The 13,075-nt window shown below is 44.7% G+C and carries 9 protein-coding genes and 1 pseudogene; 3 read left to right on the forward strand and 7 right to left on the reverse strand.

Translation table 11 applies throughout. The features are described from left to right. Window positions 1–220 precede the first annotated feature (220 nt). The 3 genes from QUA56_RS20090 to QUA56_RS20100 form a co-directional block, all read right to left on the reverse strand. Window positions 221–1,030 carry a GAF domain-containing protein gene (locus QUA56_RS20090; protein ID WP_333360762.1) on the reverse strand — a complete coding sequence of 270 codons (810 nt, stop codon included), beginning with the start codon at window positions 1,028–1,030 and terminating at the stop codon, window positions 221–223. 691 nt (window positions 1,031–1,721) lie between these two features. Further along, window positions 1,722–3,617 (reverse strand): ATP-binding protein, encoded by a 1,896-nt coding sequence (locus tag QUA56_RS20095; protein ID WP_333360764.1) that lies wholly within the window; start codon window positions 3,615–3,617, stop codon window positions 1,722–1,724. A 522-nt stretch (window positions 3,618–4,139) separates the two neighbouring features. After that, the gene (locus QUA56_RS20100; protein WP_333360766.1) at window positions 4,140–4,367 is read right to left on the reverse strand and encodes a type II toxin-antitoxin system CcdA family antitoxin; all 228 of its coding nucleotides are present in this window, start codon (window positions 4,365–4,367) and stop codon (window positions 4,140–4,142) included. A 328-nt stretch (window positions 4,368–4,695) separates the two neighbouring features. Here QUA56_RS20100 and lepA point away from each other — a divergent pair, with 328 nt between their 5' ends. Together lepA and QUA56_RS20110 are read left to right on the forward strand one after the other, a co-directional pair. Then, a complete protein-coding gene (gene lepA / locus QUA56_RS20105; RefSeq protein WP_333360768.1) occupies window positions 4,696–6,510 on the forward strand; it encodes a translation elongation factor 4 in 1,815 nt (604 codons plus the stop codon). A gap of 385 nt (window positions 6,511–6,895) precedes the next feature. After that, window positions 6,896–7,125 (forward strand): annotated as a pseudogene (locus tag QUA56_RS20110) (hypothetical protein); the annotation flags it as partial. 67 nt (window positions 7,126–7,192) lie between these two features. Here QUA56_RS20110 and QUA56_RS20115 read toward each other — a convergent pair. Beyond that, window positions 7,193–7,699 (reverse strand): hypothetical protein, encoded by a 507-nt coding sequence (locus tag QUA56_RS20115; protein WP_333360770.1) that lies wholly within the window; start codon window positions 7,697–7,699, stop codon window positions 7,193–7,195. A gap of 258 nt (window positions 7,700–7,957) precedes the next feature. Here QUA56_RS20115 and QUA56_RS20120 point away from each other — a divergent pair, with 258 nt between their 5' ends. After that, the gene (locus tag QUA56_RS20120) at window positions 7,958–9,202 is read left to right on the forward strand and encodes an SGNH/GDSL hydrolase family protein (protein ID WP_333360772.1); all 1,245 of its coding nucleotides are present in this window, start codon (window positions 7,958–7,960) and stop codon (window positions 9,200–9,202) included. Window positions 9,203–9,300: 98 nt separating this feature from the next. Here QUA56_RS20120 and QUA56_RS20125 read toward each other — a convergent pair whose 3' ends face one another. From QUA56_RS20125 to QUA56_RS20135, 3 genes are all read right to left on the reverse strand, one after another. After that, a complete protein-coding gene (locus tag QUA56_RS20125; RefSeq protein ID WP_333360774.1) occupies window positions 9,301–10,236 on the reverse strand; it encodes a branched-chain amino acid ABC transporter permease in 936 nt (311 codons plus the stop codon). Window positions 10,237–10,333: 97 nt separating this feature from the next. After that, window positions 10,334–11,284, reverse strand: coding sequence for a branched-chain amino acid ABC transporter permease (locus QUA56_RS20130; protein ID WP_333360777.1), 951 nt, complete (start codon window positions 11,282–11,284; stop codon window positions 10,334–10,336). A 162-nt stretch (window positions 11,285–11,446) separates the two neighbouring features. Next, the gene (locus QUA56_RS20135; protein WP_333360779.1) at window positions 11,447–12,739 is read right to left on the reverse strand and encodes an ABC transporter substrate-binding protein; all 1,293 of its coding nucleotides are present in this window, start codon (window positions 12,737–12,739) and stop codon (window positions 11,447–11,449) included. Window positions 12,740–13,075 lie beyond the last annotated feature (336 nt).

Raw genomic sequence — 13,075 nt, forward strand, 5'->3', positions numbered from 1 at the left:
TGTACCGCATATACATGGAATATGCTGTAAATAAACCCAGATGCTACGTTTAATAGTTAGTATGCTGTGCTTTATAAAACCCTAATGACTAAAAATAATTGAGTAATCAGCCACCGACTTTATTAAGGGAATCTATAAATTAACTGTCAGATTTTCCACGCAAAAAACTTGTCTGCACGTTAGTTAAATATTCGACTTTTTTAAGGCTCGTGTTGAATCTTTACTGGTGCCCAGAGTTCTCCTGGCTCCGGAAAGTGGCTAACTCTGCGTGGCTCTGGCAAGCTTCACTTAACTCAATGTAATCTAAGATATTGGAAATTACCTTAGCAAGGTGGATAGCCGAACGGTGAGCTTCTTCGATAAAATCTCTCTCCTCGATCGGATCGTCAGCTTGATCGTCTATGGTTAGTTGTAGATAGCCGATGATGTGATTTAGGGGAGTGCGGAGCTCGTGGGACGCCTTCAACATGAATTGCTTTTTGAGCTGGGATAGTCCTTGTACTCGCTCCCTGCGCTCTTGATAAAGGGTGGCGAGGGCGATCGCACTTCCTACTTGCTCGGCAAGTTCTTGTGCGAATTCGATCTGGCATTGAGTCCAAGGTCGATCGGTCTTACCCTTCCTCGACGATCCGCCCTTGCACCGATGCAAGCTAATTATGCCGTTAGGTTGCTCTTGATAAGCAGTAGCCAGCACTAGCAGCGACTGCCGCTCAAAAGGGTCATCGGCTGCAAAGGACTCTACTACCACCGGTTCGAGGGTGGCGAGAGCTTGAATGAAATGAGGTTCTGCTGTGAGCGAGATTTCCATTCCTAGCATGGGTAGAAAGGGTTCTTGGCAGTATTCAGCAGCTACTTTGACTTGCAGGCTAGAACTTTGATAGGGACAAATGATGCAGCGGCTGACGCCTAGTGTTTGTCCCAGACTGTTAACTGTTTGCTGCCAGATGGTATCGAGATCCAAGGTTCGACGAATCTTTCTACCAATTTGCAGTAAAAGTTTTTGCGATTGAGCTGATATTTGCTGATTCATAGCCACCCTTTTTCTACTAGACTGGCAAAAGTTTACCACTGGGCCAACAGAGCAGGAATCTTAGTGAATTTGCCAGCGGCAGGCTGTTCAACTTAGAACTTACGTAATTATACTTAAATGTTGCCACACGCCCTCAAACATTACTAAGTAGTTTTGGTGTCTTTACTATATCTTTATGATTCTCACATAGAACTGAGAGCGTCCAGCTTTCTTAAAAATCTTTTACAGTAGGGGATTGGGAAGCTGAATCACTGGTATAAGTTGGGATTAAGTTCTTGTAAAGTTGGCGGTTTGCGGGGGTTTACTCGCAGATGTGAGCCGCTAGCGGACAGATCGAGAGAGCTGTTATCCCTACCCCCGGATTCCACCGATCCGAATTCAGGGTAGCCCGGAAGTGGCGGGGGCGATCGGTCTGAGTCCAAAACACCCAAGGAGGGAGCTTGGCGGCGGATAAAGTAAAAATTGATACTGGGGCGGGCGATCGAACTGTCTGTGTAGGAAAATTACGAATTATCAATTACCTTTATTCACGAAACGGAAGTCAGGGATAAACGGATGGCTGTTTTTTTCTTCTTCCTTATTTCCGATCCCCTCTTGCTTCTTCTTTATTGCTTATTCCTTATTCCTTATTCCTTCTTGCTTCTTGCTTCAACGTCCCGATTACCAATGACCAATGACCGATTACCGGTGATTAATTTTTAAAGAGTGGTTCTTGATAAAGTGGCACAGTAAAAGTAACAGTCGATCCGAGTCCTTCCCCCATACTGTAAAAATTTACTGTACCCCCCATTGCTTCTATCAGTTTTTGAGAAATAGCCAATCCCAAACCGGTGCCGCCGTATTGTCGGGTACGATCGCCGTCCACCTGAAAAAACGACTCAAATAATTTATCTTGCTTGTCGAGAGAAACCCCAATGCCAGTATCAGCGACTCGAATTTTTACCATTCCGGGGAACTGCTGGTTGTGAACAGTCACCTTTTTCTTAATAACTTCGGCACTGATGCGAATTCCCCCTTCCCCGGTAAATTTAATCGCATTGCCCGTGAGGTTCAAAACTACTTGAAGCAGGCGTTGGTAGTTGGCATACAAAATAATCTCGTCCTCCACAGGGGGTTTTTGGATTTGAAATTGCAATCGCTTTTGCTGGATTTGAACCTGTGTAAAATTCTCAACTTGTTGCAACAGTTCGCCGAGTTTGACTGGAGCGAGGTCTAAGTGCATTTTGCCAGCTTCGATTTTAGCGACATCCAAAATATCGTTAATCACATTGAACAAATGTACTGCGGAGCGGTAAGCTTCTTCGATAAATTGGTGCGCTTCTTCGGGGTCATCTGCCATGCCATCCACAAGCAGTTTCAGGAAGCCGAGGATGCCGTTGAGGGGGGTGCGGAGTTCGTGAGAAGTATTGGCGAGAAATTGACTTTTAAGTTGGGAAAGAGCTACGGCTTCGGCGCGGGCCTGTTCTAATTCTTGGTAAAGTGTAGCGTGGGCGATCGCACTGCCGACTTCAGCGACTAACTCGCGGGCGAATTCAAGTTCGAGAGGACTCCATTTCGGGGAACTGCCGCAGCGGTGCAAAGATATCACTGCATTGGGTTGGTCTTCATAGGAGGTAGCTGCTACGAGCGCAGAATGGCGGTTGAAGGGATCGGCGGCGGGGAAGGCGTAATCGACTGCTACTGGTTTGAGGGTGGCTAAAGTTTGAATCCACCCCGGCTGTTCGGCTGCGCGCAGTTCTAATCCCAGCATAGAAGAGTAAGGTTCTTGGCGATACTCAGCGACTACTTTAAAAGTTTTCGATTGGAGATTTTCGATTTGATCTGGGGAAAGCGGGGGCGAGCGATCGCTGGCAATTGACTGCTGTAATTCGGCTGCTGCGGCGGTCGAATTTTGTTGATTTTCCGAGGCAAGGAAGGGGGAGGATTCGAGATTTTCGCTGTCTTTTTTGTAGGAACAGATGATGCAGCGACTCGCGTTCAAGACTTGACCCAAACTGTTAACAGTTTGCTGCCAAATTGTCTTTAGGTCGAGGGTTCTGTGCAGGTTTTGAGCAATTTTGGAGATGGTTTTGCGGTCAATTTCCGAGTAGGGAGGGAGCGATCGACCGATACGGCTTGCTGGAAGCAGCATTTGTTGGCGGGTCTCCGAGGCGGATGGCAAAGCTGGATGGGCGATGAATTCTGGGGAATTTGGGGGTCTGTATGCGGGTTTGTCAGACAGCAGTCTTCCCATAACTAAGACTTTTGCAGCTTTGCCGTTTGAGTCGATCGCCGGAGTGACTGTCAAATCGAAGAGAAAATATTGTCGGGCGTGGCGAAATGGATAGCTGAAGCGTTGCGGTACGAGGGTTTCGAGCGCCCGCCGCAGGATCTCGATATAAGGCGCAGGGGCGATAGGTTGCAGGGTTTCGCTGAGGGGTCGATCGACAATTTGTTCTGCTGTGAGGTTGTACTGTTCGGCTTTTTGCCAGTAAAAAGATAGATATCGACCCCTTGCGTCTTGGGTAAATACTAATTCTGCCCCTAACTCTTGAAAAAAGGCTGTAGAGGCGAGGCTCGATCGCCGGAAATCTTGGTTAGAGTCCATCAGAGTAGGGGATGAAAGTAGTTCGGATTTGTGAGTATTGAGTTTTTAATTAAAAACTCAATACTCAAAATTATTTTGGGCTTCGACTGTTATGTTTTGAGTTATTAAGCCACTAAAAATTGGTTGGCTTTTTAATTAATAATTAACCGCTCACAACTCACTATTTGCAAGTATTTTAGGCTGATACCATTGATTTTTGAGTTATTAATAAACTAAAAAATATTAATTCTTTAATTCTGAACTCAACTCAAAACTCAAAACTATTTGTTGTCAGCCATTTTGGGTAATTAAAAAATAAAAATTCAGATTTAGCAATTAGAAATCTCGACAGATCAAGAATCGAGTTTGAAAAATCCGCTAAAAATTGAGCCTGCGGCCAACTCAAGTCGGGGACTGGCTCGCGCATTTTTTCCGTCACCTTGAATAGTTACGAAGTTTATCGATCGCGCGGGCGATCGATATTTTACATCCAGAAACTTTACAGCCAGCAGATTTGCGCGCGCCGTCTCGTACCCGGGAACCTCAGTCGTTCCACTCGCCGCGGGGCGGGACTGGGGGGTTGCGGCGCAAATTCATAGCCAGCTCGTCTTCGCGGCGCTCGCCTCTGAGCCACTGCTTGATAGCTGTTTCTATGACTTTACTGGGGTCATTTGTCAAGTGCTTAATTTGGTCTAGCAGTTCAGAATCTATATGGATAGATAGTTCCACTTTTTCTGACGAACTGTGGGAGGGTATACTTGATTCGCTCATAGTTAAAAAATCCTAGTTTTAATTCTTAAGTTTCAATTCTTTTCATGACAACCGACTGGACGAGATATTTGCAGCCCCTGATTTGCACCCAACCTTTCCTCAACCGCTTAACAGGTTTCTGTACAATGAGAGAGAGAAAAGTTTTTTCCTTTTGGGTGTTCGGGCTCGGTCGGACACTTGAAAGGGTAATAACTGATACTCTTGAGGTTTGCCTCACTTGTGGTTTCATCTCAATCCCCAGTAAGAGCTTGAAGTAAGCACTCTACTCTTGCTTGTGTAATCATACAACAAAAAGTATCCTTTGCCGATTAGCTCTTCGATAAAAAACATGACTAACGTCCCTGTATCTCGCATTCGTAATTTTTCGATTATTGCTCACATCGACCACGGAAAATCCACCTTGGCCGATCGCCTGTTGCAGGCGACTGGGACTGTGCAAGCACGGGAGATGAAGGAGCAGTTTTTAGACAATATGGAGCTCGAACGCGAACGCGGCATTACGATCAAGCTGCAAGCGGCTAGGATGAATTACACTGCCAAGGACGGTCAGGAGTACGTGCTGAATCTGATCGACACTCCCGGACACGTGGACTTCTCTTACGAGGTGTCGCGATCGCTCGCTGCTTGCGAAGGGGCGCTGCTGGTGGTAGACGCATCTCAAGGCGTGGAAGCACAAACCCTGGCAAATGTCTACCTTGCCTTGGGAAACAATCTGGAAATTATTCCAGTTTTAAATAAAATTGACCTGCCGGGGGCAGAACCGGAACGGGTAAAAGGGGAAATTGAAGAAATTATCGGTCTGGACTGTAGCGGGGCGATTGAGGCTTCTGCTAAGGAAGGAATTGGTATAGATGAGATTTTGGAGTCGATCGTCGAAAAGGTGCCGCCGCCGCAGGATACTGTTGACAAACCGCTGCGGGCGCTAATTTTTGACAGTTATTACGACGCTTATCGCGGGGTAATTGTGTATTTCCGGGTGATGGACGGAAGTGTCAAAAAGGGCGATCGAGTTTTGTTGATGGTTTCGGGTAAGGAATATGTCATCGATGAATTGGGCATCCTTTCACCGACTCAAGTTCAAGTAGACGAACTGCACGCGGGGGAAGTTGGTTATCTGGGCGCTGCAATTAAAGCAGTAGCTGATGCTCGCGTAGGCGATACGATTACTTTGGTCAAAAAGCCGGCACCGGAGCCTTGGCCGGGTTATACAGAAGCAAAACCGATGGTTTTTTGCGGCTTGTTCCCGATCGATGCTGACCAATTTCCTGATTTGCGCGAAGCTTTAGAAAAACTCGAACTCAACGATGCGGCGCTTTCTTACGAACCGGAAACTTCGAGCGCGATGGGATTTGGTTTTCGCTGCGGTTTCTTGGGTTTGCTGCACATGGAAATTGTGCAAGAAAGACTGGAGAGAGAATACAATTTGGATTTGATTGTTACGGCTCCTTCTGTGGTTTATCAAATCACAACAATTAAAGGAGAAGTATTAACAATTGACAATCCCAGCCACTTGCCCGATCCTCAGTACCGCGAGAAAATTGAGGAACCTTACGTGCGGGTAGAAATGCTGTCGCCGGAAACTTATGTGGGCGCGCTGATGGAACTTTCTCAAAGTCGGCGGGGCATTTTTATCGATATGAAGTATCTGAGTCAAGGTCGAACTACGCTGGTTTACGAGTTGCCTTTGGCGGAGGTAGTGACGGACTTTTTCGATCAGATGAAATCGCGATCGCGCGGTTATGCGAGCATGGAGTATCACATAATTGGCTACCGCGAAAATCCGCTGGTGAAACTGGACATTTTAATTAACGGCGATCCGGTTGATGCTTTGGCGATGATCGTACACCGGGATAAGGCTTATAATGTGGGCCGCGGCTTGACTGAAAAACTCAAGGAGTTGATTCCCCGCCACCAGTTTAAGGTTCCCATTCAAGCGACAATTGGGGCTAAGGTGATTGCTTCGGAACACATTCCGGCTTTGCGGAAGGATGTGTTGGCTAAGTGTTACGGCGGCGATATTTCGCGGAAGAAGAAGCTGCTGCAAAAGCAGGCGAAGGGTAAGAAGCGCATGAAGTCTGTGGGTACTGTGGATGTGCCGCAGGAGGCTTTTATGGCTGTGCTGAAGCTCGATCGGGATTCGTAATTTGTGTAGCCTTTTGTCAGGAACAGGCTTTCGGGCCTGTTCCACAAAGAGTCATATCGTTTCCGGTTGCATCGGAATCATATATTAGGAGCGTATCAGCGCTCACGTCGTCCATAGCGAACGATCTGTGTCGCGAGGGAGACGCTCGCACTATATAATTCCGATGCTACCGGATTTGATATCAGTTGGGTGCATCTCATTTTTACAAGTCTCTGAAAAAAGAGCTAAGCTAATCCGCATTTAAATTTCATATTAAAATAAATCTTTACTCTTGTGGGGAGTAGGGGTTGGGCAGGAAAGCCCGCCCTCAACATACAATTTAAATGCACAACAGCTTAGAATCAAAAATCTAGTAAAACCGTAAAACAAGCATAAGGTAAAGAAAATCACACCAGAAGATCGACAGCAGCTCAAAGTATACTTAAAAGGGGCAGCAGAAATTTTTTACAGAAATAAAGATCCAACCGATCTCTCAAATGCATGAAAGTATCGAGAAATCTCTACGTCAAAAAATCTTAAAAGAAGCAATCCAGAACTAGGTAACTTTTTTTTTCAACAGTATCAGGAATTAAAACAGGAAGAAGCCGAAAAGTAAAATCCGTAGTCGGCTTCCTCAACAGCGGTTCTCGTACAACAATTGAGCTGATGAACCCTTACTACACTTTTAATAAACTAATTTTTTTCAATCTATCTGCTTCACTACCTCCAAGGCTAGTCCTAGCACCCCTGCAATTTGCTCATCCTTCAATCCCAAAAGTCGTAATTTACCAACCATTTCAATTTTAACTTGATTCGTACCGTCCTGGAAGTCAGGAGTTTCAGCCCCACTTTTATCTGGAGTAGGAGTGGGTAGTTCTGAGCAACCATTGATATAGTTAATGGTGTTGCTATTACCAAAATTAGTAGTGGGATCGCCAAAATTTATATTCAGATTTAATTGCCGCTCTAGCACAGATTTAAGATTACGTTTATCCACTGGTTCATCAAAAACATCAGATAACATTTGCAAAAGCTTGTAACCGGTATCCTTAGCATGACCCGCCGTACAACCATAAGTATCTGCAATATAAGAATACTTTTGTTGCTTCAGTATTCCCTCGATAATTTTACGCTGCAAGTCATTGAGATGTTTGCCAGTCTTCGCGCAGACCACTTCATCTACAAATTGCAAGATATGGGCAGTGTCCATCAGTAGGGGTGTCAGAGAACTATAGTTAGTATACCCGACTTTTTCCGTCTTTTTCCGTCTTTTTCCGCCTTGAATCCAAATTTTAGAAATACCCGTCTTTTTCCGTCTTTTTTCGCTTTGCAGTTTTGTGCGATCGGTCTATGATGCTCAAAAGCATAAAATTAGCTTCGTAAGAAAAACATTAATTGTCTGTAGTGATTGTCTTTTTGAGATAGTCGCGGCGATTTAGACAGGATTTTTATTTTAAAGGAAACTAAGATGAAAAAACTAAGTTTATGGGCGCAAAAACTCACCCTAATTTTTGGGGGAATTATGGCGGGTGTTTTTCTGGGAGAATTAGCTCTTCATCATGCGGGAATTCAAGGTATAAAAAAGCCCAGCGATCTTGTTTCTTTTGATAGTTACAGATTAGACGACCCCGCTGGTTGGTCATTGAAACCGGGCGCGTATTTCGAGTGGCAGGGTGAAGGCGATCGCTCCTTCATTCGCGCAAATAAAGATGGTTTACGCGATCGCGAACATACTAAAGAAAAACCACCAAAAACTTTTCGGATCGCAGTGTTGGGAGATTCCTTTGCTGAATCTTTACAAGTACCGATGGAAAATACTTTTTGGTGGAAAATGAGAAAGCAACTCAATAAACAATGTACTGCTTTAGGCGATCGCAAAGTAGAGGTAATTAATTTTGGCGTTCAGGGCTATGGGACGGATCAAGAACTAATCACTCTGCGCCATAAAGTCTGGCAATATTCTCCGGATTTAGTGCTCTTAGCTTTTCTTCCTGGCAACGATATCATTAATAATTCAAAAAAACTTGAATTTTCTAAACGCAAGCCATTTTTTGTATATAATAATGGCGAATTAGTTCTAGATAATTCAGGGTTGAATATTTCACAAAGACAACATAACTATTTAGAGTTTTCATCTGTTGATTATCTTCCGACTTGGTTGGTCAATCATTCACGCATTTTGCGGTTAGTCAGACAAATTGATTTAAATAATAAGAAACGTCTAGTTGAGACCATAGACAGAAAGCGCTCAGGTCATAACTTTCAAGAACCTATCGATCCAGTATGGAAAGAGGCTTGGCAAGTAACAGAAGGATTAATTACACTAATGAATCGGGAAGTCAAGACCCAAAAAGCAGATTTTATGATTTTGATTGTCAGTTCGGGAGTTCAAGTCAATCCTGAGCCTATGATGCGTCAAAGCTATGTGAAACGATTTAGGATTAAGGACTTGTATTATCCTAATCAGAGAATCAAAGCCCTTGGCGATCGCCTCAATATTACGACATTGGATACAGTCCCGCGATTGCGAGAGTATGCAGAAAAAAATAAAACTTGCGTACATGGCTTTCCCAATGCTATGCGCTGTGACGGTCATTGGAATAGTCAAGGTCATGAACAAGTTGCTCAACTTATGGCACAAAACTTATGCGATCGGTTCAAAGCAGAAGGTAAGGATTCCACCAACAATAACGCCCTAGTCAAGCAAAAGTAATATGATTCTTCTCACCTAAATAATAAAATTCTTAATAATTGTACATCATTGATATAGCCATTGATGAGGATGGGGCGAAATCGTAATACTATCTGTTTTTAAACAGAAGTACGATCGCCCTTCCTCCACCTCTTCAACAACTCCGGCGTCACCAAACCTTGCGGAAAAAATATCGTCCCCAACACAATCAGCAACCCAAAAATAATTAACCGCCCATCCCGCAGAAATTGCGCCAACCAAACCGGCAATCCCTGAATAGTCGCCATTCCCCTCAAAACCTCCGGTAAAGCAGTAAACACCATCCCGCCCAAAACTGCTCCCAGAAAACTTCTGCTACCACCAATCAACACAGAAGTCAAGTAAATAATACTAGCATCAAAAGTCCCTTGACGCGCGTTCCAAGTATTCAAAAAATGAGCGCTAACTGCACCCACAACACCAGCTAAAATAGCACCTAACGTGAAAGCCAAAACCTTATAAAAAGTTGGGTTAATGCCGATCGCATCAGCCGCCAACTCATCAGCGCGGATTGCAGCAAAAGCGCGCCCCACCCGAATCCGTTCCAGCCGATACACGATCGCCATACTTACCAACAGTAAAGGCAGTACAATCCACAAATACTCGATCGGCGTCGCAAACGGTTGCGGAATCCCAAAAATGCCCACAGCCCCGCCAGTGATATCTAAATTCAGCGATAAAACCCGCAAAATTTCCACAAAAGCAATAGTTGCGATCGCCAAATAAATCCCACTCAAGCGCAGCGCCGGAATTCCCACCAAAATCCCCAGCAACCCCGAAACAACCCCTGCAATTATCATTTCCAATAACAGCAATGGCAGAGGAAACAAACCCCCTGTCTGTTGAAACACCGTTGTAGACAAAATCGCCGCAATATACCCGCCTAAAGCATAAAAACCAGGGCTAGCCAGAGACAACTGTCCAGTCATTAGAGGCAAATACAGCGACATTCCCAACATTGCACCCAGCAACATCGAAACGATTAAAAACCCGTAAGTAGTAAAAAATGTAGCCATAATTTTCTTTCTTTATTTCTTAGTCTCGCGTTGCGCGGACTTCGTTTGTCTAGAAGCGATTTCAATCGCCGAATCATCAAATGAATAATAAACTTATTTACACCTTCTGAATCAAACGCCGTCCAAACAAACCCTGCGGTCTAACCAATAGCATAATAAACAATATAGCAAAAGCAACAGCATCCTTATAAGCCGAAAAATCACCAGGCACAAAAGCCTCCACCAAACCAATTATAAAACCTCCCAAAACAGCCCCAGGAATACTCCCCAACCCACCAAGTACAATCACCGCCAAACCCTTCAAACCAAAAGCAATACCAAAATACGGCCCAGCAATACTAACACTAGACCCCACCAAACTCCCCGCCAAACCAGCCAGAAAACTACTCACAAAAAACGTCAACACAATGTACCTATCAGTATCAATCCCCAACAAACTAGAAGTAGTCGCATCTTCAGCCACAGCCTGCATTGCTTTGCCAAATTTAGTAAAATTTATTAAGTAAGTTAAGACAGCTACAATCGCAACTGATACCACAAAAATTACTATTTGAACAGTCCGAATCGGAATAGGTTTATCCGCTGTTCCGAAGTTAATTGCAGCCGGTAAATAGCCGTAAGTGTTAGCAGGAAAAGTGTAAATTTCCGCACCGACAAGATATTGGATGATATTGGCGATCGCAACTGCTACACCCAAACTAGAAACCACAGTCAGCAGAGAATCAGAGTGTCGGCGGCGCAAAGGCAAAAAAGCAATTCGTTCAACAATTACTCCCACCAAACCAGCCATGACACTTCCCAAAACTAACGCCACAGCAAAAGGCAACTGCACGGGAATTCGAGCGTTAGCCCACAACCCATTAAAACCGAAAGCACCTCCCATCAGCGCATAGGTGAAATAAGCACCCAACGTAAATACTGCACCGTGAGCAAAATTAATAATTCCGAGAATAGAAAAGACCAGCGTGTATCCCAGGGCAAAAATAGCATACACGCTGCCGATCGACAAACCATTCAAAAATTGTTGCAAAAACAGAGTTAAGTCCATCGCCTGTTAGAAATTGGGCATCAACATTAAATCATTCAACAACAAACAACATACAATTTTTACTTTGACTTCTAACTTCCCCCATAGGGGGACACGGGGGTGACTTCAAAGTCACACTCAATAACTCATCCGTGTATCCGTGTCAAAATCCGTGTCGTGCCTTCATTTCAAAAACTCAAACTTACCATTATTGCCATCCGCCTCCATCTTAATCCGTGCCACATAAAACTCTTTCTGATTGATCTCACCTTCAGGCGTAAAAGAAATTTCCCCCAAAGGAGTATCGTACTTTCCACCCAACAACTGCTGATTCAAACTTGTACGCAATTCTGCCAAAGGCTTTTGGCTAACCTTCGACTTAGCATTAACTGCCTTTAATGACTCAACAAAAACTTGTACGCCAGTAAAAGCTTGAGCGCTAAATTGAGGCGGTTCCTTCTTAAATTGAGCGCGATAAGCCTCACGAAAAGCCTTATTAATTTCATTCTGATATTCCGGGCTGTATGCTTGGGCAATCAAAACCCCCTCGCAAAGAGCCTTGCAAACCGCAAACACATTAGAAGTATTCAGACCGTTGCCCCCAATGATAACGCCTTTGTAACCCAACTCCCGCAACTGCTTAATTAAATTGCCTCCATCAGCGGCCAACCCGGAAATAATTATCAGATCGGGCTTGACATTTATCGCATTAGTGGCTTGAGATTGAAAATCTGTATCAGTAGTCAAGAATTTTTGAACTGTTGCCAATTCCAGCCCCATATCTTTAACTGTTGTCTGAAAAGTTTCGGTCTCAGATTTGCTAAAGGCATCATTCTGAGCAAAAAACACGGCTACTTTCTTAATATTGGGATTTTGCTTCAGTGCAGCTTTAACTGCATTAGGTGCTACCACGGCGACAGGCGCGGAGACTCTGGTCACATAATCGCCAATCTGGGGAATGCCTTTAGCGGTGTTGGATGGTGCGAGTACGGGAACTTTTGCGCGATCGGCGATCGGATCGGCACTAAAAGCCTGCTGCGAGAGAGTAGGGCCCACAATACCCACCACCTTATCCTGATTGATCAGAGTATTGAAAGCATTGATCGTCCCTTGTTCGTCTCCACCGGTATCTTGGAATACCAGTTTAATCCGCGTCCCATCCACACCGCCCTTATCGTTGAAATATTTCTCAGCTATTTTTGCCCCAGCCACCTGTTCCTGACCAAGTAAAGCCACATTGCTAGTTTGGGCCACCCCAATACCTATAGATATAGTGTTGGAACTCCCCCCACCAGGCGAACCCCCTGGGGAAGCACCCGGAGATGGCGAAGTAGCCGGAGATGCTGTAGTAGAGGTTTGGGGAGTGTTCGTCTGAGTGCAAGCCAGCAGCAGTGAAGCGCAGGTAACGAACAAGGCACTAGGGCGAGCGGCAGGTTTTTTCATGAGCGGGCGATCGAACATCAATATATAGAACATCTACACGTAGAGATATTCTACCCATGCGCGGTAGATACTCCCCCAAAAGTCCAATCGCCAAAAAAAAAAGACCCCTTCCCGGAAAGAGGAGTCAGCCAGCGGAGGCAGGAGCGGAAACAAACAGCCAAAACCCTGACGGTGTATGGCTTCAAAAAAAACTCAAAAATAGTTTCACAAAACGCTTGACAACATCTTGCGGAATAAGTATATTAATAAAGCGCCAGAAGGGAAGCGGTTCACTGAACCACAACCGGAAGGTAAAAACTGAACCTAGAAAAAAGAATAGTTTGAAAGCTTAAAGCACTATTAACCTCGTCAAAAAAATCAAGATCGAGA

Source organism: Microcoleus sp. N3A4 (assembly GCF_036701805.1).
Taxonomy (GTDB): Bacteria; Cyanobacteriota; Cyanobacteriia; order Cyanobacteriales; family Microcoleaceae; genus Microcoleus.